General features: G+C 67.0%; 26 protein-coding genes and 1 pseudogene. 9 read left to right on the top strand and 18 right to left on the bottom strand.

Annotated elements, in window-relative coordinates; all coding sequences use genetic code 11:
* Positions 1-4: 4 nt before the first annotated feature.
* From RZN05_RS14460 to RZN05_RS14435, 6 genes are all read right to left on the bottom strand, one after another.
* Positions 5-367, bottom strand: coding sequence for a DUF305 domain-containing protein (locus RZN05_RS14460; RefSeq protein WP_317227302.1), 363 nt, complete (start codon positions 365-367; stop codon positions 5-7).
* Positions 368-441: 74 nt separating this feature from the next.
* Positions 442-1,656, bottom strand: coding sequence for a copper resistance protein B (locus tag RZN05_RS14455; protein WP_394804808.1), 1,215 nt, complete (start codon positions 1,654-1,656; stop codon positions 442-444).
* Complete coding sequence (locus tag RZN05_RS14450) at positions 1,653-3,518, bottom strand: copper resistance system multicopper oxidase (protein ID WP_317227301.1); 1,866 nt, start codon at positions 3,516-3,518, stop codon at positions 1,653-1,655. Before RZN05_RS14450 ends, RZN05_RS14455 begins: the two co-directional genes overlap by 4 nt.
* Before the next feature lie 156 nt (positions 3,519-3,674).
* Positions 3,675-4,238 (bottom strand): RNA polymerase sigma factor, encoded by a 564-nt coding sequence (locus tag RZN05_RS14445; protein WP_317227300.1) that lies wholly within the window; start codon positions 4,236-4,238, stop codon positions 3,675-3,677.
* Entirely contained in the window at positions 4,235-4,675 is a 441-nt protein-coding gene (locus RZN05_RS14440; protein WP_317227299.1) for a Spy/CpxP family protein refolding chaperone, read from the bottom strand. Before RZN05_RS14440 ends, RZN05_RS14445 begins: the two co-directional genes overlap by 4 nt.
* Positions 4,672-4,950: a hypothetical protein gene (locus tag RZN05_RS14435; protein ID WP_317227298.1), complete on the bottom strand. Its 279-nt coding sequence runs from the start codon at positions 4,948-4,950 to the stop codon at positions 4,672-4,674. The genes RZN05_RS14440 and RZN05_RS14435 overlap by 4 nt, the downstream gene beginning before the upstream one ends.
* 171 nt (positions 4,951-5,121) lie before the next feature.
* On the opposite strand from RZN05_RS14435, the gene copC reads away from it, so the two are divergent.
* The 5 genes and pseudogenes from copC to cueR all read left to right on the top strand — a co-directional run bounded on the left by copC (position 5,122) and on the right by cueR (position 9,471).
* Positions 5,122-5,493, top strand: a complete 372-nt coding sequence (gene copC / locus RZN05_RS14430; protein WP_317227297.1) for a copper homeostasis periplasmic binding protein CopC — start codon at positions 5,122-5,124, stop codon at positions 5,491-5,493.
* Between the two features lies 1 nt (position 5,494).
* The gene (gene copD / locus RZN05_RS14425; protein WP_317227296.1) at positions 5,495-6,403 is read left to right on the top strand and encodes a copper homeostasis membrane protein CopD; all 909 of its coding nucleotides are present in this window, start codon (positions 5,495-5,497) and stop codon (positions 6,401-6,403) included.
* A 48-nt stretch (positions 6,404-6,451) separates the two neighbouring features.
* A pseudogene (locus RZN05_RS20680) lies at positions 6,452-6,679 on the top strand (YHS domain-containing protein); the annotation flags it as partial.
* Positions 6,680-6,808: 129 nt separating this feature from the next.
* Positions 6,809-9,088: a heavy metal translocating P-type ATPase gene (locus RZN05_RS14420; RefSeq protein ID WP_394804826.1), complete on the top strand. Its 2,280-nt coding sequence runs from the start codon at positions 6,809-6,811 to the stop codon at positions 9,086-9,088.
* Positions 9,085-9,471 carry a Cu(I)-responsive transcriptional regulator gene (gene cueR / locus RZN05_RS14415; RefSeq protein ID WP_136943358.1) on the top strand — a complete coding sequence of 129 codons (387 nt, stop codon included), beginning with the start codon at positions 9,085-9,087 and terminating at the stop codon, positions 9,469-9,471. The genes RZN05_RS14420 and cueR overlap by 4 nt, the downstream gene beginning before the upstream one ends.
* A 40-nt stretch (positions 9,472-9,511) precedes the next feature.
* On the opposite strand, the gene RZN05_RS14410 is transcribed toward cueR, so the two are convergent.
* The 3 genes from RZN05_RS14410 to RZN05_RS14400 form a co-directional block, all read right to left on the bottom strand.
* The gene (locus tag RZN05_RS14410; RefSeq protein WP_317227294.1) at positions 9,512-10,723 is read right to left on the bottom strand and encodes a tyrosine-type recombinase/integrase; all 1,212 of its coding nucleotides are present in this window, start codon (positions 10,721-10,723) and stop codon (positions 9,512-9,514) included.
* Between the two features lie 129 nt (positions 10,724-10,852).
* Positions 10,853-11,533, bottom strand: a complete 681-nt coding sequence (gene trmB, locus RZN05_RS14405) for a tRNA (guanine(46)-N(7))-methyltransferase TrmB (protein WP_317227293.1) — start codon at positions 11,531-11,533, stop codon at positions 10,853-10,855.
* Positions 11,534-11,559: 26 nt separating this feature from the next.
* Entirely contained in the window at positions 11,560-12,420 is an 861-nt protein-coding gene (locus RZN05_RS14400) for an EAL domain-containing protein (RefSeq protein ID WP_317227292.1), read from the bottom strand.
* Positions 12,421-12,583: 163 nt separating this feature from the next.
* Between RZN05_RS14400 and RZN05_RS14395 the strand changes: the two genes are divergently transcribed.
* Complete coding sequence (locus tag RZN05_RS14395; protein WP_317227291.1) at positions 12,584-13,213, top strand: phosphatase PAP2 family protein; 630 nt, start codon at positions 12,584-12,586, stop codon at positions 13,211-13,213.
* 58 nt (positions 13,214-13,271) lie between these two features.
* On the opposite strand, the gene RZN05_RS14390 is transcribed toward RZN05_RS14395, so the two are convergent.
* From RZN05_RS14390 to lnt, 3 genes are all read right to left on the bottom strand, one after another.
* Positions 13,272-13,991, bottom strand: coding sequence for an EAL domain-containing protein (locus RZN05_RS14390; RefSeq protein ID WP_317227290.1), 720 nt, complete (start codon positions 13,989-13,991; stop codon positions 13,272-13,274).
* 186 nt (positions 13,992-14,177) lie between these two features.
* A complete protein-coding gene (gene metK / locus RZN05_RS14385; protein WP_317227289.1) occupies positions 14,178-15,389 on the bottom strand; it encodes a methionine adenosyltransferase in 1,212 nt (403 codons plus the stop codon).
* 74 nt (positions 15,390-15,463) lie between these two features.
* Positions 15,464-17,023, bottom strand: coding sequence for an apolipoprotein N-acyltransferase (gene lnt / locus RZN05_RS14380; protein ID WP_317227288.1), 1,560 nt, complete (start codon positions 17,021-17,023; stop codon positions 15,464-15,466).
* A 159-nt stretch (positions 17,024-17,182) separates the two neighbouring features.
* Between lnt and RZN05_RS14375 the strand changes: the two genes are divergently transcribed.
* Both RZN05_RS14375 and RZN05_RS14370 read left to right on the top strand, forming a co-directional pair.
* Positions 17,183-17,602, top strand: a complete 420-nt coding sequence (locus tag RZN05_RS14375) for a VOC family protein (RefSeq protein WP_317227287.1) — start codon at positions 17,183-17,185, stop codon at positions 17,600-17,602.
* Positions 17,602-17,904, top strand: a complete 303-nt coding sequence (locus RZN05_RS14370; protein WP_317227286.1) for a polyhydroxyalkanoic acid system family protein — start codon at positions 17,602-17,604, stop codon at positions 17,902-17,904. The genes RZN05_RS14375 and RZN05_RS14370 overlap by 1 nt, the downstream gene beginning before the upstream one ends.
* Before the next feature lie 170 nt (positions 17,905-18,074).
* On the opposite strand, the gene RZN05_RS14365 is transcribed toward RZN05_RS14370, so the two are convergent.
* Genes RZN05_RS14365 through RZN05_RS14350 form a run of 4 tightly spaced genes read right to left on the bottom strand, consistent with a single transcriptional unit; the run spans position 18,075 to position 21,900 of the window.
* Entirely contained in the window at positions 18,075-19,445 is a 1,371-nt protein-coding gene (locus RZN05_RS14365) for a PQQ-dependent sugar dehydrogenase (RefSeq protein ID WP_317227285.1), read from the bottom strand.
* Between the two features lie 2 nt (positions 19,446-19,447).
* Positions 19,448-20,374: a hemolysin family protein gene (locus tag RZN05_RS14360; RefSeq protein WP_317227284.1), complete on the bottom strand. Its 927-nt coding sequence runs from the start codon at positions 20,372-20,374 to the stop codon at positions 19,448-19,450.
* Between the two features lie 10 nt (positions 20,375-20,384).
* Entirely contained in the window at positions 20,385-20,894 is a 510-nt protein-coding gene (ybeY, locus tag RZN05_RS14355; RefSeq protein WP_317227283.1) for an rRNA maturation RNase YbeY, read from the bottom strand.
* Positions 20,887-21,900, bottom strand: a complete 1,014-nt coding sequence (locus RZN05_RS14350) for a PhoH family protein (protein ID WP_317227282.1) — start codon at positions 21,898-21,900, stop codon at positions 20,887-20,889. Before RZN05_RS14350 ends, ybeY begins: the two co-directional genes overlap by 8 nt.
* 281 nt (positions 21,901-22,181) lie before the next feature.
* Here RZN05_RS14350 and RZN05_RS14345 point away from each other — a divergent pair, with 281 nt between their 5' ends.
* Positions 22,182-22,925, top strand: a complete 744-nt coding sequence (locus tag RZN05_RS14345; RefSeq protein ID WP_317227281.1) for an SDR family NAD(P)-dependent oxidoreductase — start codon at positions 22,182-22,184, stop codon at positions 22,923-22,925.
* 18 nt (positions 22,926-22,943) lie between these two features.
* On the opposite strand, the gene miaB is transcribed toward RZN05_RS14345, so the two are convergent.
* Entirely contained in the window at positions 22,944-24,272 is a 1,329-nt protein-coding gene (miaB, locus tag RZN05_RS14340) for a tRNA (N6-isopentenyl adenosine(37)-C2)-methylthiotransferase MiaB (RefSeq protein ID WP_317227280.1), read from the bottom strand.
* A gap of 194 nt (positions 24,273-24,466) precedes the next feature.
* Positions 24,467-25,375 carry a lysophospholipid acyltransferase family protein gene (locus RZN05_RS14335; protein WP_394804807.1) on the bottom strand — a complete coding sequence of 303 codons (909 nt, stop codon included), beginning with the start codon at positions 25,373-25,375 and terminating at the stop codon, positions 24,467-24,469.
* Positions 25,376-25,459 lie beyond the last annotated feature (84 nt).

Below are 25,459 nucleotides of genomic sequence, written 5' to 3'. Positions count from 1 at the left end.
AGGGTCATTGGGCGCGCTTGCCGTGGCTGCGCAGCCACGCCTGAAGCTCGCCGATCTCGTGGTTCTGGTCGGTGATGGTCTTCGACGCCATCTGGCGCACCTTGGGATCGCGAGATTCTCGAAGGACGATCTGGGACGTCTCGACGCCGCCGCGGTGGTGCTCAATCATCTTGCGCACCCAGGTCTCGGTCGCATCCGCACCCGCCGCGCCCATCATGCGCTCATGCATCTTCATCTCGGCGGGCCCGTATGGATTGGAAGCCGTGGGCTTCATCATCTTTGCGTGGGCCGAATGGTCCTGCTGCTGGGCCGTTGCGGCGGTCGCCATGACGCCGATGGCGACGGCGGCGGTGAGAACCTTGTTCATGGTCAAGCTCCTTGGTGATCGCCCCCGCCACGGTCTTGATACGCAGTCGTTGCCGCTATCCCTCGCCGCGGTCGTCAAAACCACGTCCTGACGCCCGCCACGAAGCTGAACCCGCCGGTGCCCTCGCCACGTGCCCGGCTGAACCGCGCCGTGTCGCCGAACTGGCGTTCCCATGACACACCGACATAGGGCGCGAACTCGCGCTTGATCTCGTAGCGCAGGCGCAGCCCGGCCTCCGCGTCGCTCAGTCCCGAGCCCAACCCGCTGAGTGGCACGTCCTGCGCCGACAGGTTGAACTCGACGCGCGGCTGCAGCACCAGCCGCTGGGTGATGCGCTGATCGTAATAGCCTTCGAGCCGCCCGAACACGTCGCCCTTGTCGGACAGGAACAGCGCACCCTCGACGTCGAACCAATATGGCGCGAGGCCTTCGAACCCGATCGTGGCATAGGTGCGGTCCGGGCCGGGCGCGAAGTCCTGGCGCACACCGGCCTGCAGGTTGAAATAGGGTCCGATGGCGCGGCTATAGAGCGCCTGGACCTCGCCTTCCGCATCCTCGCGGAACGTGCCCTCGCCCTCGCTCTTGATGGTCAGCCGGTTGATGTCGCCGCCATACCAGAACTCGCCGTCCCACCTGTAGCCGTCACGCCCGTTTCGGAGCTGTACCTCCGCGAGGTTCAGCATGAGCTGGGAGAAGGACATGCCGCCATGCTCCCGATGCATCGCCGTGCGCGCGGGGGTCATCGCCTCGCGGCCCCAGACCCGGTCAGCGTAGTTCGCCGCGGGCGCCGCGGGCGCAGGTGCGTTCCCGGCGGGCAGCGCTGTACCCCCCGTGGCCATCGACGCCGGGGCGCCGGCCGGCGGGGATGCCTTTGGCGTGCAGTGACCCATGGCGGCATGCTCGGGTGGACAGTCCGGATCGTTCACGGCTGCCGCTGCGGAAGTAGCAGCCGGCGGGGGCACGACGGACTGCGCGGCAGGAGCCGAGGTTTTGGGCGCACAGTGCCCCATAGCCGCATGTTCGGGTGGGCACGACGGGTCGACGGGTGCGGCTATCGGTGCCGCAGTCGGGCTTGGCGCCGGTGCCGAACGCGTCGACGTCTTCGCCGCAGGCTTCGGCTTCGGCTTGGCCGCAGGCCTGGGCTTTGCCGCCTTCGGCTTCGGCGCTGCCTTGGGCGTCGCCGCCTTCGGCTTGTCGGCTGCGGGCATCGTGCAGTGGCCCATCGCCGCGTGCTCCGGTGCGCACTGGCTGGAGGAAGCGAGGAGGAGGGCGCCGAGGAAGAGGCTCATTTCGTGTCTCCCTCGCGCGGCCGCACCGAGACGACCTGCATCATTCCCGCGTGCATGTGGTAGAGCATGTGGCAGTGAAACGCCCAGTCACCGACCGCGTCGGTGGTGACATCGAACGTCGCGGTCCCCCCGGGTTGCACCTGGATCGTGTGCTTGCGCGGCGCGAACTCGCCATGGCCCGTGACGAGCTCGAAGAAATGCCCGTGCAGGTGAATGGGGTGACCCATCATGGTGTCGTTCACCAGGGTGATGCGCACCCGCTCGTCCTTGAGGAACGGGATGGGCTTGTTCACCTCGCTCAGTTTTTCGCCATCGAACGCCCACATGTAGCGTTCCATGTTGCCGGTGAGATGGATGCGCATCGCGCGATCCGGTGCACGCACGTCGGGGTTGCGGTCGACCGCCATGAGATCGGTGTAGACCAGCAGCTTGTGGCCGACGTCATCAAGGCCTTGGCCCGGTTCGCCCATCCGGTCGACGGGCATCGGCGAGATCGTCTGCACGGTGGGCGTCTTCTTGACTTCGGGCGCCACCGAGAAGTCCCGCATGGAATGGTTCATGCTGCCCGACCCATGGTCCATGCCCGCCTGCTGGCCGTCGGCTGCACCATCGCTCGCAGCCGGCGTGCAGTGACCCATGGCGGCGTGTTCTGGTGGACAGGCGGCCGGTGCCGACGCGGCCGGCTTGGCATCGCCCATGGCGGCGTGGTCCATGCCCGCCATCGACCCGCCGGAACCGTGATCCATGCCGCCCATGCCCATGTCCTTCATGTCGGCGAGCGGACGACGGCGAAGCGGCGGGACGGCGGCCGCCATCCCCTCGCGCGGCGCGAGGGTCGCGCGCGCCATGCCCGACCTGTCGACGCTCTCGCCTACGATCGTGTAGGCACGCTCGTCTGACGGCTGGACGATCACGTCGTATGTCTCGGCGACCGCGATCTGCATCTCGTCGACGGCGATCGGCCGAACCGGCAGGCCATCCGCCTGGACGACGGTCATCTTGAGGCCGGGGATGCGGAAGTTGAACGTCGTCATGGCCGAGGCATTGATGATCCGCAGACGCAGGCGCTCGCCCGGGCGGAACAGGCCGGTCCAGTTGTCACGCGGGCCATGGCCGTTGACGAGGTAGGTGTAGGTGCTGCCGGTCACATCGGAAACGTCGGTGGGGTCCATCCGCATGGCGCCCCATTCCAGCCGTTGCTTGGCGGACTGGTCCTTACCGGCGAGCAGGCCGGCCAGCGTCTGCTTCTGGTAGTTGAAGTAGCCGCCCTGTTGCTTGAGCTTCTTGAAGATGATGTGGGGGTGCATCTGACTGTGGTCGGACAGCACGATCACATGCTCGCGGTCGGATTGGATCGGATCGACGCCCTTCGGGTCGATGACGATCGGGCCGTAGTGTCCGAGCTGCTCCTGCAGCCCCGAATGGCTGTGATACCAATAGGTGCCGGACTGCACGATCGGGAACTCGTAGGTGAACGTGGTGCGCGGCTTGATGCCGGGGAAGCTGATGCCGGGCACGCCGTCCATGTGGAACGGCAAGATCAGACCGTGCCAGTGGATCGAGCTGTCCTCGTCGAGGGCGTTCTCGACATGGAGGCGAACGTTCTGGCCTTCACGCAGACGGATTAGCGGTGCGGGGACGGTACCGTTGATGCCGATGGCGTGGCTCTCCCGCCCATCGATGGTCATCATCTGATGCGCGATGCGCAGGGTGATGTCCTCACCCGACACGCTCGGCAGCGGCTTCAGGATGCCGGCCGATGTCTGCTGCGCCCAGGCGGGCATCCAGGCGGTGATCGCGAGGCCGCCGCCGGTGAGCGCTGCGCCGCGCAGAAGGCTGCGACGGTCGATGGGAGCGGTCATGTGTATTCGTCTTCCAGATTGGAGGAGCTTGTCCCCGGTTATACGCCGCGACGCAGGGTACCCCTCGCCGCACGAGAGCAGATGGGGTTTGACACGGTGTCAGGGTCAACCCCTGGGCGGACGTAATTCCGAACGAGCGGCAGCCGCGCCGTTCGTTCAGCCAAGAAGTTCGGCAAGTCGGATGCGGGCACGGCGGATGCGCGTCTCGACCGCCTTCTCGCTGATCGAGAGTATGCCCGCCGCTTCGGCCTGACTGAGGCCGTCGATCGAGCAGAGAACCAACGGCTCTCGCTGCGATGCGGGCAGCGCGGCAATTGCCCGGCTGAGGCGGGTCAGTTCGGCCCGGTCGGCCACCTCGGCATCCTGCAGCGGGCGATCGTCGGCATGAAGGTCGGCGATGTCCTCGACGGGCGTGTGCAGCCCGAACAGCCGCCTCACGGCGCGTCGGCGTCCCCAGTCGCGGCACTTGTTGATCGCGATGCGGGCCAGCCAAGCGGCCATGGGTCGGTTGCGATCGAAGCGCTTGAGCGCCGCGTGCGCCGAGATGAAGGTCTCCTGCACAAGGTCTAGCGCCTCGTCTCCATCGGCCACGCTGGCGCGGATCAGCCGGTAGAGCCGCTGGCGATGTCGGCGCATGATTTCGGCGAACGCGTCGTCGTCCCCCGCGACCGATCGGCCGGCAAGGTCGCCGTCGCTAAGCAGACTTAGGTCCGGCTTCACCGCGCGTCGGCGGTAAGCGACTTCGTCACCGCGCGGTCGAAGGCCGCCCGCTGCTCGGGCCGAAGGATCTGCCGCATCGCGAAGACGTGGGCGAGCGTCTCCTTCTGCAACTCGCCCATCGCGCGGTGCGAGGCGTCCACCGCTGCGGCGACGCGCGGTCCATTCCCGTGCTCTGCCTCGATCGCCTCGGCGAGGCGGGCATTGTCCGCGCGAAGTTCCGCTTCGAGCGCTCGCCGCCGCCCGGCGAACTGCTGCTCGAGCTGTTCGAGACGCGCTTCCTGTCCGTTGTCCAGGTTCAGCTCGTGATGGAGCAGGGCGTGCAGTTCGGATTGTTGCGGCGCATGCGACGGGATGAGGACGCGCCCGACGAACACCCCGGCGATGGCGGCCAGGAAGGCGATGAAGGCGACCAGCGCGGTCCAGCGCGCGCGCGTCATCGGTCGGCCAGCAGGAGCGTGGAAGGCGCCAATGGATTGGCGATGCCGAACGGGTCCAGCGGAGCGGCGGCCGCCGGGGTCGACAGCGGCCCGGCGGATGCCGTCCCCAGCGCAATCGCGCCCACCGCCGCCAGCGCGGTCGCGCCGAGGCCCGTGCCGACGCTGGTGCGATTGGCACGGATGCCGTTAAGCACGGAGGCGTCGATGGTCGCGAGGCCGGGATGTTCGTCGATGTCCGCCAAGCGCGCGAGCGCCTGATCCAGGTCGGTGTTCATGCTGGTACTCCGTCTGCCCTTGTTCATTACGCACGATGTTCCTCCGCCCCTCGCACCGGCGCAAGACGTGGGGAACGGATGCGGGGTCGGTGGGTTGGCGAGGGTTGCCCTGCAGCGGTGCGTATCTCCGGAACAGCCGCATGGTGCGGCCGATGGAGAATCCGAATGCATATGGGGAAGTTCCTGATCGCCGCGGCAGCCACCGCGCTCGTCGCGTCGCCGGCGTTGGCTCACCCGAAGCTCGTCTCAGCCACGCCCGGCCCGAACGCCACCGTGTCTTCGCCTGCCAAGGTGCAGCTGAACTTCTCCGAAAGGCTGCTGCCGAAGTTTTCCGGGGCCGAGGTGACGATGACCGGCATGCCCGGCATGGCGTCGCATCCGCCGATGAAGGTGACCGCCACGGTCAAGATTGCCGCTGACGGCAAGACGATGGTCGTCGCCTTCGCCAAGCCCTTGGCCAAAGGCACTTATCGGCTCGACTGGCATGTAGTCTCGTCGGACACGCACCGCGTGAAGGGCGGCTACGCCTTCAAGGTGGCCTGACATGGACTGGGCCGGCATCGGCATCCGGTTCGCGCTCTATCTGGACCTGATGCTGGCGACCGGCCTTGCTGTCTTCGCGATCGCCAATTCACGCGCAGCCGCGGGGCCGACGGTCCGCACATTGATTGTCGTGCTGGGCCTGCTCGGATTGCTGCTGTCGGTGTGCGGCTTTCTCCTCCTCGCCGCCGGCATGCTCGGACTGTCTGTGGCCGAAGTCGATGTCGAGACGCTGCAGATGGTGCTTTCCGGCACCTCTGTCGGGGCGGCATGGACCATGCGGATGGCTGCACTGGTCGTCGCGACAGGGGCTGCGTTCCTGATCGGACGCGCGTCCGGTGCACTGCCGGTATGCGCATCAGCCCTGGCGATTGCGGTGGCGACGCTCGCCTGGAGCGGGCACGGCGCGATGAACGAGGGGACCGCCGGCTGGCTGCACCTCGTTGCCGACATCGCGCACTTGCTGGCGGCGGCAGTGTGGACCGGCACGCTGTTCGCGCTCGTGCTGCTCGTCGCCCGTCCTGTCCAGCATGTGGACGCCGCCCATCTCGAGCTCACCCATGGTGCGCTGCATGGGTTCGCGACCATGGGGACGATCATCGTCGCGGTGATCGTGGTGAGCGGGCTGGCGAACATCTTGCTTGTGGTGGGGCCCGCCGCTTTTCCGCCGCTTCCGTTCACGCTCTATGGTCAGTTGCTCCTGGCCAAGCTGGCGTTGTTCGTCGTCATGCTCGCGCTCGCTGCCGCCAACCGCTTCCGGCTGACGCCTACGCTGTCGGTCGCGATGGCCGACGGCGACCACCGGCGCGCCATGGCTGCGCTCCGCCGCAGTCTCGCGGTCGAGACCGGGTGCGCGGTCGCGATCCTCGCGCTGGTCGCCTGGCTCGGCACACTTGAGCCGACCGGCGGCTGACTCGCGCCGCAAATCGCCTCTTGACCCTGACATGGTGTCAGACCCCAGATGATGGTCCGTTGGAGGAATGCGATGACGAATCAGCACGAACACGGCGGGAATCACGGCTGCTGCGAGGGCGGCGCTGCCCGAGAAGCCACGGGCGCCCTTGTAACCGATCCGGTCTGCGGCATGCGTGTCGATCCGACGAGCACGCCGCACCACGCGCATCACTTCGGTGAGGAGCATCATTTCTGCAGCGCTGGCTGTCGGGCCAAGTTCCTGAACGATCCCGATCGCTACCTCGCTCCTGCCGCGGACACGTCCGGGTCGGGCGGATGCTGCGGCAGCCGTTCGAAGGATTCAGGCACTTCAGCCGGTGCCCATGAACATAATCACCATCACCATGCCGGCGGCGCGGGCACGGTGATCGACCCGGTCTGCGGCATGACGGTCGATCCAGTGACGACGGCGCACCACGCGGAGCATGGCGGTCAGGAATACCACTTCTGCTCGGCCGGCTGCCGCACGAAGTTCGTCGCCGATCCCGGCATCTACACCGGGGAGAAGGCTCGACCCGAGCCCAAGGCCTCGCCCGGCGCGATCTGGATCTGTCCGATGCATCCAGAGATTCGGCAGGAAGGCCCGGGTACCTGCCCGATCTGCGGCATGGCGCTCGAGCCGGAGGAGCCGAGCCTCGACGATGGCCCCAATCCCGAACTGGTGGACTTCACTCGTCGTACCTGGGTCGCGGGCGCGCTGACTGTCCCGCTGCTCGCGATATCGATGGTCGCCGAGATGATCGGCGTGCACTTCGTGCCGCCCGCCTGGAACCCATGGGCGCAGCTGGCCCTGACCGCGCCCATCGTTCTATGGGCAGGGTGGCCCTTCTTTGAACGCGGTTGGATGTCGCTGCGGACGCGCCACCTCAACATGTTCACGCTGGTGTCGATCGGTGTCGGCGCAGCCTTTCTCTACAGCCTGGTCGCGACGGTCGCGCCTGGCCTGTTTCCGCCGACGTTCCGCATGCACGGCACGGTGCCGGTCTACTATGAGGCGGCGGGCGTCGTCGTCACGCTCGTGCTGCTCGGCCAGGTTCTGGAGCTCCGCGCCCGCGCCGCGACCGGGCAGGCGATCCGCGCGCTGATGAATCTCGCGCCCAAGACTGCGCGACGCATCCTCGCCGATGGACGCGAAGAGGAGGTTGATCTCGCCGATGTCCGCGCAGGCGACAACCTGCGGGTTCGTCCCGGCGAGGCGATCCCGGTCGACGGGGAAGTCGCGGAGGGCCGTTCGTCGGTGGACGAGTCGATGCTCACCGGCGAACCCGCTCCCGTTCTGAAGGAGACAGGGGCCGCGCTCACCGGCGGCACCGTGAACGGCACGGGCAGTCTGGTGATGACCGCGCGTGCGGTCGGATCGGACACGGTGCTCGCACGCATCGTCAAGATGGTGGCAGAGGCACAGCGGAGCCGGGCGCCGATCCAGGCGGTGGCGGACAGAATCTCGGGCTGGTTCGTGCCCCTGGTTGTCGCCGTCGCGGTGGCGACGTTCGTGGTCTGGAACCTGGTCGGCCCGGAGCCACGCTTCGGCCACGCGCTTCTCAACGCCATCGCCGTCCTGATCATCGCATGTCCCTGTGCGCTGGGGCTCGCGACGCCAATGTCGATCATGGTCGGCACCGGGAGCGGTGCGCATGCGGGCATTCTCATCAAGAACGCCGAGGCGCTTCAGGGGCTGGAGAAGGTCGATACGCTCGTGATCGATAAGACCGGCACTCTGACAGAAGGTAAGCCGAAGCTAGTCGGCATCGAAACGGCCGGCAGCTTTGCCGAAAATGAACTGCTCGCGCTCGTTGCCGCAGTGGAATCCCGTTCGGAGCACCCGCTTGCGCATGCGATCGTAGCAGCGGCGGAAGAGCGCGGCCTTGCGCTCGTCTCTCCTGAAGGTTTCGACTCCATTACGGGCGCTGGCGTGTCCGCGATGGTAGCCGGGAGGAGGGTAGCAGTCGGCAATGCGTCGATGATGCAGAACGCCGGTGCTGATTCAGGTCCATTGGAGATGCTGGCGAAGCGGCATCGCACGGCGGGCGCAGGTGTCATGCTCGTGGCGATCGACGGTCATCCCGCCGGCATGCTGGTGGTGGCCGATCCTGTGAAGTCTTCAGCCGCCGAAGCCATTGCGAACCTGAAGCGTGAGGGTTTGCGGATCGTGATGCTCACCGGCGACGGGCAGGGCACTGCCGAGGCAGTGGCGCGGCAGATCGGCGGCATCGATGAGGTGCGGGCTGACCTGAAGCCGGAGGACAAGGCGCGCATCGTCGCTGAGCTCAAGGCGAAGGGTGCGCGCGTGGCGATGGCGGGCGACGGCATCAACGATGCACCTGCCCTCGCCGCCGCGGACGTGGGCATCGCCATGGGCACCGGGACAGATGTGGCGATCGAGAGTGCGGGCATGACGCTCACCAAGGGGGACCTTGCCGCGATGGTTCGTGCGCGCCGGCTCGCCAGAGCGACCATGCGGAACATCCGCCAGAACCTGCTCTTCTCCTTCCTGTTCAACGGTATTGGCGTGCCGATCGCAGCGGGTGTGCTCTATCCCGTCGCCGGCATCCTGCTGTCGCCGATGCTGGCCGGAGCAGCTATGGCTCTCTCCTCGTTCGCCGTGGTGACGAACGCGCTGAGGTTGAACGCGGTGCGCCTATGAATATCGGCCAGGCTTCGGACGCGAGCGGGGTCTCCCAGCGGATGATCCGGCACTATGAGAAGATCGGCGTGATCCCGGCGCCGCCGCGTCGGGACAGCGGCTATCGCGACTATTCAGACGCGGATGTTTCCCGCCTGCGCTTTGTGGCTCATGCCCGCGACCTGGGGTTTCCGATCGAAGAGATTCGTGCGCTGCTCGGGCTATGGGCGGACAAAGGTCGCTCGAGCGCGGACGTGAAGGCATTGGCGACCGCACGTGCCGAGGAGCTTGGCCGCAAGGCTCAGGCGCTGGAGGAGATGCGGGCAACGCTGCTGGACCTAGCGAAGCGATGCCACGGAGACGAGCGGCCCGAATGTCCGATCATCGAGCGGCTGGCCACCTGATCCTTGATGTCGAGGAACACCCGGTGAGCGCGGCCCTTTGTCACCGGGTCTCCAGGCCGCCCAATATATTTACAATGTGGTCGTTCCAGGCATCCAGGGCCGCTCGCTTCTCCGGCTTCCAGTCGTGCCGCTGGTAGATCGCGGCCACCCCGGAACGTGAGGCGCCAACATGATTGAGGACGGCCTCGGTGACCTCGAAGCGGACGCCCAGCCGCTGAAAGCCGGTTGCCAGCGTCCTGCGCAGGTCGTGCAGGCGCCACGGCGCCACTGGATCGCCGCCGTCCGCCGCGATCAGTTTGTCGAGCTTGGTCTTGCCCTTGTGGTAAGCGGTGAATGCGGCTCCCGCCGATGTGGGGAAGACCCGGCCGCGCTTTGGCCAGGTCTCGCCTCGCGCGACTTGATCAAGCTCAGTGACCGTCAGATCGTTGAGCGGGACCGTGGTTGGCTCGCCATTCTTGGTACGACTGCCGGAGAGACGCATCTCGCGCTGGTCGCGGTTCAGCTCTTCCCAATGCAATCCGGCAATTTCCTCCCGCCGCTGCCCGGTGGCGATCAGAAGCCGGACGATAGGACCGAAGCAGCGATGCGTCTTAGGCGCTTGCGTCCACACACGGCCGAGTTCCTGATCGCTCAGCCACCGCTCGCGCGGCTTGACAGGCGGCGGGGTCTCCATCCCCTCCATGGGGCTGGACGCGATGTCGCCGCGGCTCATCGCCCATTTGAACAGCCGCCGCATGACCGCGAACACGTTCCGCCGGTTCCCGACCTGCTCTTCAGGCATGCGATCGAGCACGGCCACGATGTCCACCCGCGTGATTGTCGGAAGGGGCTTGTCGCGCAGCACGGGTCTGACGTGGAGCGCCAGCGAGCGTTTCACGAGCAGCTTCCAGCCCTTTCCCTTGCAGGAGCTGGCGAAGCGATCCGCATAATTGGAGAAGGCGAGATCGACGGCTTCCCGGCGGCGCTGCTTGTCGGACTCCACAGGGTCGACGCCCTGCGCCACTAATATCAGCATCCGCACAGCTTCGTCGCGGGCCATCGCTGGTGTCCACGGTGAGCCGTGGCCCCCGATCGTGTAGCGCCGGCTTTTCGCCTCCCGGCCGCCCAACCGGTATTGGACGACGTAAGACGCGGACCCATGGGCCGTCGTCTTGACCCCGAACCCCTTCAGATCCTCGTCCCAAAGGAAGCCCGCGACGCTGTTCGCCAAGAGCGCATCGATGGTCCGCTTGGTGATCCTGCCGGTTGCCATTGCGATACCTTATGTACCACGAAAATAAGCACCGGGTAAGCACCAGAACGGAAACCGCCGGATACTATCGGCGGCGATCGGCGGGTTAAGCTACTGATTTTAACAGAACAAAAATTCTAAGTGTATTAGTTATATACGACGGAAAATGAAGTACCACACTTCGTGCCCCTGCCGCCGCGCCTTGCGCTCGTAGCGCGTCTCGGGCCAGTCGGCGGGACGAGTGAGGAAGTCGGCGGCGCTTTCCGCCTGCCAGGCGAAGTCGCGGCGCTGGTGCATCACCATCATCGACCAGCGGCAATAGGTCGGGTCGTCGGTGCCCAGGCGGAACTCGGCGCCGGGTTTCAATTTCGCCGCGATCATGTCGAGCGGGCCGTGATTGACCATGCGGCGCTTGGCGTGGCGCACCTTTCGCCAGGGATCGGGATGGAGCAGGTAGAGCCGGTCGAGGCTCGCATCGGGGAGCCGCTCAAGTATGTCGAGCGCATCGCCCATATGGAGGCGGACATTGGCGAGCTTGTCGTCGCGGATATGGTTGAGCGCGCCGACCACCCCGTTGAGGAAGGGCTCGCAGCCGATGAAGCCGTGATCGGGACGCATCTTCGCCTGGCCGGCAAGATGCTCCCCCGCGCCGAACCCGATCTCGAATTCTAAGGGGCGTTCATCGCCGAAAAGGGTCTGGGAATTGATCAGGCCGGTCTCGGGGACGCTGACCTGGGGGAGCAGTTCCTCGACCAGGGCGGCCTGGCCCTGGCGCAATTTGTGGCCCTTGGCGCGGCCGTAGAGGCGGCGAATGGAAATCGGATCAGGCATGCGCGCCTGTTAGCGTCGTAGAGCGGTTACGCAACCGCGGCGGCGAGCGCGACTTCGGCGGGGCGGACGGCGCGCAGCGGGAAGGCGGCGCGGTTGTGCGCGGCGAGGCGGCGGTGCGCCGGGGCGCTGATCGGGTGGCGCAGTTCCCGGCGGGCGAGATCGGGCTGCGCAATCGCGGCGGTCTCGATCTGGAAGTGGCGGACGCCCATCGCGTCGAGCACGTCATGCTCGCCGCGCCGCTCGACGCCGCGGGCGATCACGGTGACCCCCATGCTACGGGCGAGGCGCATCACGCCTTCGGCCATCAGCTTGCGCGAGGCGCTGGCGTCGATGCCGCGGACCAGCGACGCGTCGAGCTTGACGAAGCGCGGCGTGAAGCGGCTGAGTAGCTTGAGCGCGACCGGGCCGGCGGCGAAGGCGTCGAGGGTGAGCGAGAGGCCGCGGCGGGTGCAGGCTTCGGCCAGCGCGACGGCATGGTCGAGATCGCCGCGCTCGTCGGCGCTGATCTCGACGACGAGCTTGTCGGTGGCGACACCGGCGGCGAGCGCGGCGCGGAACAGGTGCGAGAGGAGCGGCTCGGCAAGCCCGGCGGCGGCGCCGAGCGGGAGGGCGACCCGCGCCTCGCCTTCATGGAGGCCGAGTTCGACGACGCGCTCGAGCGCCAGCGTGATGCGGCGGGCTTCGAGCGCCGGGCGCTGCTCGGGAAGCAGCGAGGCCGAGATCGCGGCGAAGCTGCGGCCGTCCGCGCCGGTTGCGACTGCCTGCCAGGCCAGCGGCCGGCCGCTGCCCTTGGCGATCACGGCGTGGAAGCCGATCGTGAGATCGAGGCGCGGATCGGCGCGGTTCAGGGGCGCGATCGACTGGGTGGCAGGCTGGGTCTGGGTCATGCTCGGCTCCTCGTTCGAACCGTGAAATATTGGTTAACCGGGGCCCTGCCCATTCCGTGCGTTGCCGCATTGGATTCCCCCCCATAGGGATTCCACAGGGGTGTCGAAGTGTTGCTGGGGGATTGGCGATCGAACTCCGCGGCGGCTGGCGGGTTGTTGCGGTATGGCAAGGAAAAAGCTGAAGGCGCCCAAGGCTGCGCGCCAGGCGAGCAAGCCCGAGCGAATCGATGCCGCGCTGTCGACTGCGCTGATGGCGAATCGCGAGAATCGGGCGATTCGCGTGCTGGGACTTGCCGGCGAGGCTGCCGACCAGCCACCGCTGATCGGGCTGAGCATGGTCACGATCGGCGCCGGCGCGCTGCTACGCCAGCCGCGGCTGTTGCGTGCCGGGCTGCGGATGCTGGCAAGTGAGCTGGTCGCGACCGGGATCAAGGCCGCGGTCAAGCGCCACGTCAACCGGACTCGCCCGCACAAGATGCGCAAGGATGGGCGCTATTCGCTCCATGCCGACAGCAAGGGCAGCAAGAACGAAGGGCCCTGGAACAGCTTCCCATCGGGACATACCGCCGGTGCCGTGGCGGTTTCGCGGGCGGCGGCGCGCGAATATCCCCAGGGACTCCCCGCGGCCCATCTTGCCTCGGGGCTGGTCGCGGCGATCCAGTTGCCGCTGGGCAAGCATTTCGCCAGCGATGTCGTCGCCGGCGCCGTCATCGGCTGGGCTTCGGAAGCGTTGGTCAATGCGGCGGCGCGCGCACTTTCCGTTCGTTTCGAGCGAAGTCGAGAAACTGAGTAGCGCGGCGTTTCTCGACTTCGCTCGAAACGAACGGAGCGCTTATCCTCGCGTCAGAAGTTCAGGCGGCGGCGCGGCGCAGCGTAGGCACGGGCAGCGTGCGCACCGCGGGGCTGGCAATCTCCTCGCCCTGGACGAGGGTAAGGCCGAAGCCGCGCAGTTTCTGAAGCACCGGTTCATTGTCGACGCCCATCGCGATGACCTTGAGCCCAAGCTGGCGAATGCGCGGGATCAGGTCCTCAAGCACCAGCCGGCGCGACCAGCTGCTGGCGATCGCGCTGACCAGGTCGGATTCGAGCTTGACCAGGTCGGGCAGATAGCGGCCGCACAAGGCGAGCCCCGCCTGGTCCGCGCCGATCCCGACGAACGCGGTCAACGGCCCGGCCTTGCGGTGGACGTCGATGATCTCGGCAAGGTCGCGGCCGGCCAATTGCTGATAGCCTTCGAGGCCGAAGATCAGCCGCTCCGGGATCAGCCCGGTCTGGCGCGCGACGCGCAGGATCGGATCGAGATAGTCGGCCGGCGCGCCGATCGACCGGGCCTGGGTGGGGATCATCAGGCGCGCACCGCTGCTCGCGAGTCCCGCGGCCATCGCCCAGCGGATCGCGCCGGCGGCGCAGCGCTGGTCGAACTTGGCGCGCGCCTCGGGCTCCAGCGATTCGTAGATTTCGGCCGCGCTTTCGCCGTTGCGGCCGCGGACGAGCGCCTCATAGGCATAGACTCGGCTGGCCGCGAGGTCGGCAATCGGCTGGAAGGCGACGGTAAGGCCTGAGTCGGTCATGGGCTTGGTTTCCAATTCCGATGTCACTGCTTGCGACTCCAACGATCCCGCTCCTTTGCACCGTAGCTAGTGAACAGATGCGGTTACCCGGCGGTTAACGTGCGCTCCGCAATACTGCGGATGCTCCACAACGCAAAGGGCCGGGGGATCGCTCCCCCGGCCCTGTTCTGCGCATCTTGCGAAGGATCAGGCCAAAGCGGCCTTGAGATCCTCGACCAGATCGGTCTTCTCCCAAGGGAAGAAGTCGCCCTCGGCCTTGCGGCCGAAATGGCCATAAGCCGCAGTCTTCTGGTAGATCGGCTTGTTGAGGCCCAGGTGCGTGCGAATGCCGCGCGGGGTGAGGCCGCCGAGCTTTCCGATCCCCATGATCGCTTCCTCGATCTTGTCGTCGCCGACGGTGCCGGTGCCGTGGGTGTCGACATAGAGCGACAGCGGCTTCGACACGCCGATCGCATAGGCGAGCTGGATCGTCACGCGCTGGGCGAGCCCGGCTGCGACGATGTTCTTGGCCAGATAGCGGGTGATGTACGCCGCCGAACGATCGACCTTGGTCGGATCCTTGCCCGAGAACGCGCCGCCGCCGTGCGGGGCCGCGCCGCCGTACGTATCGACGATGATCTTGCGCCCGGTGACGCCGGCGTCGCCGTCGGGGCCGCCGATCTCGAAGCTGCCGGTCGGGTTGATGTGATAGACGGTTTCGTCGCTGAGCAGCTCGGCCGGAATGACGTCGGCGATGACCGACTTCACATAAGCGTGGAGCTCGGCTTCCTTGTCGCCCTCGTCATAGCCCTTGCCGTGCTGGGTCGAGACGACGATCGCGGTGGCGGCGACGGGCTTGCTGCCCTCGTAGCGCAGCGTGACCTGGCTTTTGGTATCCGGCTCGAGGAACGGCGCCTTGCCCGAATGGCGGTCGGCCGCCATCTGCTCGAGGATCTTGTGGCTGTAATACAGCGTCGCCGGCATCAGGTCGGGCGTGTCGTCGGCCGCATAGCCGAACATGATGCCTTGGTCGCCGGCGCCTTCGTCCTTGTTGCCCGAAGCGTCCACGCCCTGCGCGATATGCGCCGATTGCGGGTGCAGGTTGTTCTCGAAGCGCAGCGTCTCCCAGTGGAAGCCGTCCTGCTCATAGCCGATGCGCTTGACGGTATCGCGGACGGCCTTCTCGACTTCGTCCTGCACGCCCGGCGCCCAATTGCCCTGCGTGTCCATGATCCCCTCGCCGCGGATCTCGCCGGCGAGAACCACGAGCTGGGTGGTGGTGAGCGTCTCGCATGCGATGCGCGCTTCGGGATCCTTCGACAGGAACAGGTCGACGATGGCGTCGGAGATCTGGTCGGCGACCTTGTCCGGATGGCCTTCCGAAACCGATTCGGACGTGAAGAGATAATTGGAACGCATGGTTTTCCTCGAGTCGTGGGAAGGATCGCCGGGCCGTTGCCATGCCCATATAAAGCTTTCCTTATATCATGCCCCTAGCGGGCCCGCCGCCGCAACGCAATCGCGAACAAGTACAGTGCGCCCGCGACAAGAAGCGCTAACCAGTTTCCGACGCGCGCGAATAAGGTCGCTGGTAGCGGCCGCGGCAGCGCGAGCTCGACCGCACCTTCCTGACCGTGGGGGATCGATTCGAGCACGCGGCCGCGTGCATCGATCACCGCCGAGATGCCCGTGGGCGTCGAGCGCAGGATCGGCAGCCCCTCCTCGATCGCGCGCAGCCGCGCTTGCGCCAGATGCTGGGGCGGACCCCATTGGCCGAACCAGGCGTCGTTCGAGGGATTGAACAGGAAGGCCGGGCGCTCGGCGCGATCGACCACTTGCCCCGAGAAGATGATCTCGTAGCAGATCTGGATCCCCGCCTTGCCGAAGCCGGGGACTTCGATCGCGCGCGGGCCGGGGCCGGGGACGAAATCGACGTCGCCCATCACCAGCCGCGCGAGGCCCAGCGGGGCAAGCAGGGTGCGCATCGGCAGATATTCGCCATAGGGGACGAGGTGCGCCTTGTCGTAGCGGGGGCCGAGCGTCGCGCTCGAATCGAGCGACCAGACCGAATTGCCGGCACCGCTCAGCGTGCCGTCCTGCCCGAAGAACAAGGCGGTGCCGCCGATCAGCGCCGCGTCGCGCGCGCCGAGCCGCAGGGCGATCCGGCTGCGCACCCAGCGCGGATCGGCGCGGCCATAGAAGCGCGGATCGGGATAGCCGTCTTCGACATAATAATTGACCGTCCCCTCGGGCCAGACGAGCAGCCGCGGCGCCGCGCCCGGCGTGCCGCTCCAGTCGAGCATCTTGGCCAGCACGCGCTCGGGATAACCGGGCTCGCCCACGCCCTCCTGCCCGATATTGGGCTGGACGACGCGCACGCGTGGGGCGGTCGGATCGGGCGTTCCGGGCGGCGGCGCGAAGTCCATCCGGACGAGCGCCAGCGCGACGAGCAGCGGCGCGCCGATCAGCAGCGGGCGATAATTGCGCCGGCCCGCGAGGAACAGCAGGCCCGCGGCGAGGATGGCGACGCCCGACAGCGCATAGGTGCCGATCCAGGCGGCGATCTGGACCAGCGGGGTCGGCAGCCAGATAATGCCGAGCGGGTTCCACGGATAGCCGGTGAACAGCACGCCGCGCAGATATTCGGTGACGATCCACGAAGCCGCGGCGGCAAGCACGAAGGCGGTGTCGGGCACATGGTTGAGCGCTTGCTGCCTGAAGCTGCGGCCGAACCGCCAGGCCAGCCCCATCGCGAAGGCGGGATACACCGCCAGGTACAGCGCGAGCAGCACCACCGCGAAATAGCCGAGCACCGGCGGCATCTTGTCCTGGAAATCGAAGGCGTGCTGGATCCAGTTGTTGCCGACGGTGAAGTGCCCGACGCCGAACACCCAGCCGCGCAGCAGCGCCGACTTGAGGCTCGGCGCCGACCAGGTCAGCCAGAGCAACGTCGCGAAGGCGATCAGCGTCACCGGCCAAAGGTTGAGCGGTGCGAAGCCGGTCGCGGAGACGAGGCCGGCGATCAGGGCGGTGGGCAAGGGGTGGAGGCGCATCGAATGCGTCGTATCAAATCCTCCCCCGGAGGGGGAGGGGGACCGCGAAGCGGTGGAGGGGTAGTCTCCACAAGCGGTGTCGCCCGCGGAGAGTACCCCTCCACCAAGCTGCGCTTGGTCCCCCTCCCCCTCCGGGGGAGGATCGAGTATGGCAGTTTCATGCCCCTCCGTCCCTTCCACCTCGCCTTCCCGGTCCATGACCTCGAAGCCGCACGCGGCTTCTACGGCGGCGTGCTGGGCTGTCCGCAGGGCCGCTCGTCGGATCACTGGATCGACTTCGACCTGTTCGGCCACCAGATCGTCGCGCACCTCGACCCCGCCGCCAAGCCGGTGGCAGTGATCAACCAGGTCGACGGCCACGGCGTGCCCGTCCCCCATTTCGGGGTGGTACTTGCGCTGCCCGACTGGCAGGCGCTCGCCGCACGGGTCGAGGCGGCGGGCGTGCCGTTCGGCATTGCGCCGCATGTCCGCTTCCAGGGACAGGTCGGCGAACAGGCGACGATGTTTTTCCGCGATCCGAGCGGCAACGCACTCGAATTCAAGGCGTTTGGTGACGATGATCAATTGTTTGCACGCTGATGGCTGACCCGGTCGTCGTCGATATCCCGCACAAGCTGGGCCGCGACGCCGCCCGTGCGCGCATCGCGGGGGGAGTCGCCAAGATTGCCGAGATCGTCCCCGGCGGCGGGCACGTCTCGCAGCAGTGGGAGGGCGACACGCTCCACTTCACGGTGAGCGCGATGGGGCAACAGGTGGTGAGCCGGCTCCAGGTGTTCGACGCGAGCGTCCATGCCGAGGTCGATCTGCCGCCGATGCTCGCGCTATTCGCGGGCAAGGTCCGCGACAAGCTGTTCGAGAAGGGCGCGACGCTGCTGCGCTGAGCGCACTGCTTGCAATGTAGGATTTCGCATGCTTGCCTCGGGCGGTCGGCAATGCCGGCCGCTCTTTGACGCGTGCATTCCGCTTGGTCGCCAGCACAGCAAAATTTCTTCGCTGCGCAACTTTTGAAAACAAAAAGTGCGCAAAGTGCGAAGTTAAGCGATCAGGCTGCCTATTTGGCGCTGACTCGCCAGATAACGTTGCCGACATCGTCCGCCACCAGCAGCGCGCCGCCTGCATCGGTGATCACCCCCACCGGGCGGCCGCGCGTCGTCTTGCCGTCGGGCGAGAGGAAACCGGTGAGCAGATCCACCGGCTTGGCGTCCCGCACCGGGAAGCCGTTGTCGCCGAAGGGCACATAGACGACCTTGTAGCCCGACTTGGGCTCGCGGTTCCACGACCCGTGCAGCCCGACGAACGCGCCGTTCGCCCAATTGCCGCCGAGCTTGGCATCGCTGGCAAAGGCAAGTCCGAGCGGCGCGGTATGCGCACCGAGCGCGAAGTCCGGGCGGCGGGTATATTCGCGCAAATCGGGGCGCTCTGGGGTGACGCGCTTGTCGACATAGCCGCCCCAATAATTCCACGGCCAGCCGTAGAAGGCGCCGAAATCGACCTTGGTCAGATAGTCGGGCGGCATGTCCGAACCGAGCATGTCGCGCTCGTTGACCACGGTCCACAGCGCGCCGCTCTTGGGCTCGAACGCCATGCCGTTGGGATTGCGCAGGCCCCAGGCATAGACGCGGGCATATTTGGTGTCGGGCCAGACCTGGAGGATCAGCGCGCGGCCGTCCTTGGCGAAATTGGCGCGCGGGCCGCCGGCATAGAGCGCGCCTTCGGCCTCCAGGCCGTTCTCGGCGATGTTCGATGCCGATCCGACGCTGACATAGAGCGTCTTGCCGTCGGGCGCGGCGATCACGTTGCGTGCCCAGTGATTGGCGCCGCCAGGAAGGTCGATGATCTTCTCGGGCTTGGCGGTGATCCGCGTCTCGCCCGGCTTGAACGGAAAGCGGACCAGTGCGTCGGTATTGGCGACGTAGAGCCAGCTGCCCACCAGCGCGATGCCGGTCGGCGAGTTCAAGTCCGTTAGCAGCGCCGAGCGCTGGTCGGCGACGCCGTCATTGTTGGTGTCGCGCAGCAAGGTGATGCGGTTGGCCGAAGGCACGCCGGCGCCGGCGCTTCCCAGCAGCTTGCCCATCACCCAGCCGGTGATCCCGCCGCCTTCGCGCGGTGGCGAATTGGTCTCGGCGACCAGCACGTCGCCATTGGGGAGGCGATAGAGCCAGCGCGGGTGATCGAGCTTGTCGGCGAACGCCGCGACCTGGAGCCCGGCCGGCACCGTCGGCTTGGCGCCGCCCGCCCAGCCGATCGGCTTGGCGATGCCGACGGTCGGGAAGCTCTGCGATCGCGTCGCGGTCAGTTGCGGTGCGCGGCCGGTGACCGCCTGTTCGGGCAGCCGCGCCTTGTCGGGCTGGCTGATCCACAGCCAGGCACCGATCGCGAGCACGACCAGCACGCCGAGGACGATCAGGATGCGCTTACGCATGGTTATTCCTCGATTCCTGCGAGCTGCTTGGGTGGATGCAGCCGCAGCCGCGTGACTTTCCGCGAATCGCCGGCGGTCACTTCGAGCGTCCAGCCGCTCGGGTGCGGCAGGCATTCGCCGGGCGCGGGGACATGGCCGGCGAGCACGAAGGCGAGCCCGCCCAGCGTATCGACATCCTCCTCGACGTCGCCCAGCCGCTCGTCGATCGTCTCGGCGACGTCCTCGAGCTCGGCGCGGGCGTCGGCGTCCCAGCCGCCGCCGTCGATCGGCACGAGCAAAGCGGTGGGCGCCTCGTCATGCTCGTCCTCGATCTCGCCGACGATCTCCTCGATCAGGTCCTCGATCGTGATCAGACCCTCGGTTCCCGAATATTCGTCGACGACGATGGCGAGGTGCGTGCGATTGGCGCGCATCTGGGCGAGCAGGTCGAGCGCGCCCATCGATTGCGGGACGTAGACCGGCTGGCGGATCAGTCCGGCAATCGTCTCCGGCTCGGGCGAACCCGTCGCAAGGATCGCGAACACGTCCTTGATATGGACCATGCCGATGATCGTATCGAGTTCGTCGCGATAAACCGGCAGGCGGCTATGCCCCGCCTCGGCGAACAGTTGGACGAGCGCCGAGAAGCTGGTGGTTTCCTCCACTGCAATGATATCGGCCCGCGGCACGCCGACGTCGCCGGCATCGCGCTCGCCGAAATGGAGCAGGTTCTTGAGCATCTGGCGCTCGATCGGCGCAAGGTCGCCGGCCGGCGCCCGGCCGGTGCCGCCTTCATGCTCGTCGATCGCATCCTCGATGCGGTCGCGCAGCGTCTCTTCCTGGTCGTCGCCGAACAGCAAGGTGCGGATTCCCCGCCATATGCCGCCGGTCTCGTTTGGGGTCTCGTGGGTTGCGGCGTTCTGACCGCTACTACTGGGGCCCTCGGGCATGGTGTGTGTTTCAGTCCTCGCGAACAAGATAGGGATCGTGCAGGCCGAGATTGGCGAGCGCGGCGCGTTCCATCGCCTCCATCGCCTCGGCCTCTGCATCTCCCATGTGATCATAGCCTAGCAGATGGAGCACGCCGTGGACAATCAGGTGGGTGGCATGATCCTCGACCGAAATGCCGCGCTCCTCGGCCTCGGCCGCGCAAACGCCGTGCGCCAGGATGATGTCGCCCAGGATGACTTCGCCATCGTCGCTGTTCTGGGTGACCGATTCGAGCAAATCGGGCTGGACCATCGGGAAGGACAGCACGTTGGTCGGCTTGTCCTTCTGGCGATAGTCGCGGTTGAGCGTCCGGACTTCCTCGTCGTCGGCCAGCCGGACGGCGATCTCGATCGCGGCCGGCGAGCCGCGCCACTCGGCAAACGGCGTTTCGGCAAGCGCTGCCTCGGCGGCGCGGGTCGCCAGCGCATCCCAGTCGGCTTCGGGCCAGGGCGCTTCGCAAAGCGCGGCGACGTCAAGCATTGGGACCCTCATAGGCCTGCACGATCCGCCCGACGATCGGATGGCGCACCACGTCGGCGGCAGTGAACCACGAGAAGGCAATGCCCTCGACGCCCTCGAGCCGGCGGACTGCATCGTTGAGCCCCGAGGCGGCCGGGCCGCCGGGCAGGTCGACCTGGTTGGGATCGCCGCAGATCACCATCCGGCTGTTGGCGCCGAAGCGGGTGAGGAACATCTTCATCTGCGCCGGGGTGGTGTTCTGCGCCTCGTCGAGAATGACGAATGCATCCGCCAGCGTCCGGCCGCGCATGAACGCGATCGGCGCGATCTCGATCTCGCCGCTGGCGATTCGCCGCTCGACCTGCTCGGCGGGCAGGCAGTCGTAGAGCGCGTCGTAGATCGGGCGGAGATAGGGATCGACCTTCTCTTTCATGTCGCCCGGCAGGAAGCCCAGCCGCTCGCCGGCTTCGACCGCGGGGCGCGACAGGATCAGCCGCTGGACGCTGCCGGTGATCAGCTGCGCGACGGCCTGCGCCACCGCGAGATAGGTCTTGCCCGTGCCCGCCGGCCCCAGCGCGAAGATCATGTCGTTCGACACCAGCTCGCGCATATAATGCGTCTGCGCGACCGAGCGCGGCACGATCGTCTTCTTGCGCGTACGGATCATGATCGGCGGATTGCCGGCCCCGCTCCCCTCGGGAACTTCGGAGCGGAGGATACCAGTGAGCGGCGGCTCGCTCGACATCGCGATCACCGCTTCGATCAGCCCGGTATCGATGTCCTCGCCGCGGATCACACGGCTGTGCAGCTCCTGCAGCACTTCACGCGCGTGTGCGACCGCTTCGGCCGAGCCTTCGATGACGACGCGCTGTCCGCGGGCATGGATATAGACCCCCAGCCGCTCCTCCAATGCGAGGATGTTGCTGTCATACTCGCCGAAAAGCTGCGGCAGAAGCTGGGGCTTGTCGAAATTGACCTCGGTGCGCGAGCGTTCCCCGGACTGGGCTTGGACAGGCTTGCGGCTCATGCGGTCCTTTCGATCGGGAAGGGGCGTTGTTTCACGGGCGTGGAATGCTGGCGGCCATCAAGGGCGAAACCGGAACGGCGTGCGGAGGTTCCACGGAGCATTGCCCGGCAAGTGTGACAGGTGCGTGGCGCGCTGGACAGGGGGAATCGTACCGCTCGGCATGATAGGAAACGCTGTGTTTCGTCGCCCCGGAAGCATCCCGGACGCCGCCTTATGCGTAGTCCTTGGGAGGCGCGGCGCGAGCCAAGGCTCGCCGGCGCAGACAAGCGAGGACAGATTCAATGCAGGATTTCGAAGGCAAGACAGCGATCGTCACCGGCGGCGCTTCGGGGATCGGCGCGGCAGTGGTGCGCGATCTCGTGGCGCGGGGCGCGAAGGTCGTCATCGCCGATTTCGCGGGCGATCATGCGACGGCGCTCGCGCAGGAACTCGGCGAGGCGGCACGGCCGTTCCAGCTCGACGTCGCCGATGCCCAAGCAGTGGAAGCGCTGGTCGACTTCACGGTCGAACAGTTCGGCGCGCTCCACCTCGCAGTCAACAATGCCGGCGTCGGCGGCCCTTCGGCGCCGCTCGCGGAGATCGCGCTCGACGATTGGCGCCGGCTGATCGACGTCGATCTCAATAGCGTGTTCTACTGCCTCAAATACCAGATCCCCGCGATGCTCAAATCGGGCGGCGGAGCGATCGTCAACATGGCGTCGATCCTCGGCGCGGTCGGCTGGGCGGGCTCCTCGCCCTATGTCACCGCCAAGCACGCGCTGCTCGGCCTCACCAAGACCGCGGCGATCGACTATGCGGCCCAGGGCATCCGCGTGAACGCCGTCGGCCCGGGCTTCATCGCCACGCCGCTGGTCGAGAGCAGCATGACCGACGAGGCGCGCGCGGGGCTGGCCGAGAAACACCTGCTCAACCGGCTGGGCACGCCCGAGGAAGTCGCGGCGCTGACCAACTTCCTGCTCTCCGACAAAGCCAGCTTCATGACCGGCGCCTATTATCCGGTCGAGGGCGGCTATCTGGCGCGCTGAGCGTGCCGAAGGCGGTGGTTACGCTGCCGCCTTCACCCGCTCGACTCCGGCGAGCGAATTGGGATCGGCGCGGACGATGTCGACGTCGACCAGGTCGCCGATCCGAGCGTCGGTCATCAGGTGGACCGATTGCAGCCAGGGCGACTTGCCGAGCATCTGGCCCGGCATCTTGCCCTTGCGTTCGATCAGTACCGTGCAGCTTTTGCCGAAGGTTGCAGCGTTGAACGCTGCCTGATCGCGGGCGATGCTTGCCTGCAGCCGGGCGAGCCGCTCGACCATCACGTCCTCTGGCACGAAGCCGTCCGTCATTTCCGCCGCCGGCGTGCCGGGGCGCGGGCTGTACTTGAAGCTGAAGCTCGCGGCGTAGCGGACTTCGTCGATCAGGCTGAGCGTGTCGGCGAAATCCGCCTCGGTCTCGCCGGGGAAGCCGACGATGAAGTCGCCCGACAGCGCGATGTCGGGCCGCGCGGCGCGGACGCGCTCGAGCAGCTTGAGGTATGAATCGCGGCTATGCGAGCGGTTCATCGCCTTGAGGATACGGTCGCTGCCGGCCTGCACGGGCAAATGCAGATACGGCATCAGCTTTTCGACCTCGGCATGCGCGCGGATAAGCCCTTCGCGCATATCGTTGGGGTGGCTGGTGGTATAGCGGATGCGGTGGAGCCCCTCGATCCGATCGAGCGCGCGGATCAGGCCGTGCAGCCCGCTGCCCGCTTCGTCGTCCCAGGCATTGACGTTCTGGCCGAGCAGCGTGATCTCGCGCGCGCCGGCATCGACCAGCGCCTTGGCCTCGTCGACGATCGCGTCGAACGGGCGGCTGATCTCGGCGCCGCGGGTGTAGGGCACCACGCAATAGGTGCAGAACTTGTCGCAGCCTTCCTGCACGGTGAGGAATGCCGACGAGCTCACCTTCCGCCGCGCGGGCAGCGCGCCGAACTTGGCGGTGGCGGGCATGTCGGTATCGAGCGCGGCGGTGCCCGTGGCCGCCTGCGCGACCAGCTCGGGCAGATTGTGATAGGCCTGCGGGCCGACAACGACGTCGACCTTGGCGCGCGCGACGATCTCGGCGCCCTCGGCCTGCGCGACGCAGCCGGCGACCGCGATCATCGGTGCCGGCCGATCCGCCGCGCGAGCCTGTTTCCGCAGGCGGCCGATGTCCGAATAGACCTTGTCGGTCGCGCGTTCGCGGATGTGGCAGGTGTTGAGCACGACGAGGTCGGCGGCGTTGGCATCGTCGGTTGGCGTCATGCCCTGCGCGGCCATCAACTCGCCCATGCGCTCGCCATCATAGACGTTCATCTGGCAGCCGAACGACTTGACGTGGAAGGTCTTGGGAGTCGGTTTCATGATCGGCGGCGCTATAGTCCGTTCTTCCGTCATGCTGAACTTGTTTCAGCATCCAAGCTGCGTCAGGCTACCGCAATGAGGGAGCGCGTTCCATGCGTCTACATCCTGGCGAGCGGGCCGAGGGGCACGATCTACGCCTGCGCTGGAGATCGCTGGGCGCTTGTAGCAGCGGCGCGTTGGACGCTGAAACAAGTTCAGCGTGACGGTTGGGATTTGGAGGCGGCCGTCGGCTTGTACCCGATCGCTTCCTCGGCATAGCGGAACGGGCGCAGCGGATGGCCCAGCGCCTCGACCAGCGCTGCCTCGATCCGCCGCCGGCTCTCTGCCGCGATCGCCTTGCGGCCGGGGAAGTCCGCCGGAAAGAAGGGTTCGAGGAAGTGTACCCGCAGCGCGAAACCGCCCTTGCGCGCGAGGATGCGCTTGGCGTTGTTGAGCCCACGCTCCTGGCCGATCCAGCCGATCTCCTCGGCCGCCGCGCCATAATCGAGCAGCACCGGCTGGACCATCACGCCAGGCGGCGGCGGCTCGAGCACGCGCAGCATCGGCGTCTTGAACGGCAGCAGCGACTTGCCGTCGGTGGTCGTGCCTTCGGGAAAGATCGTGATCGCCCAATTGTCGGCGAGCGCGTCGCGCAACTGGTTGATCTGGTCTGCGACGCCCAGCCGGTTCTCGCGCTTGACATAGACGGTGCGGTTGAGCCCGGCGAGCCAGCCGACCACCGGTGCGGCGCCGATCTCTGCCTTCGCGACGAACGCGGTGCCGCTCGCCCCGCCCAGCGCGAGGATGTCGATCCAGCTCAGATGGTTCGAAACGTAGAACACGTCGCGGCGCAGTGGCACGCCGATCTTGGATACCCGCGCGCCCGCGATCCACGCCGCGCGCCCGAGGAACCAGCGCGGCCAGGGCGAGGGCAGCCGCAGCAGCCGCCACAGATAGTGCATCGGTACATGGCTGAGCACGGCGAGCAGCAACAGCGCGACGCGACTCCACAGGCGAAGCTGTTCGATTGCGGTCAGCCGGGTCGGAATGCCGTCGGCGGTTTCGGCGCGGCGGTCGGCACCAGTATCCGTTCGCCCTGAGCTTGTCGAAGGGCGGCTATCCACGGCGTTCGTCCCTTGTGGCTAGGCGCACTTCGACAAGCTCAGTGCGAACGGTTGGAGCGCTTACGCCTTTGTGAGAAGGCTCCG

This window comes from Sphingomonas sp. HF-S4 (assembly GCF_032911445.1).
GTDB classification, from domain to species: domain Bacteria; phylum Pseudomonadota; class Alphaproteobacteria; order Sphingomonadales; family Sphingomonadaceae; genus Sphingomonas; species Sphingomonas agrestis.
This window is presented reverse-complemented; position numbering and strand designations above follow the sequence as displayed.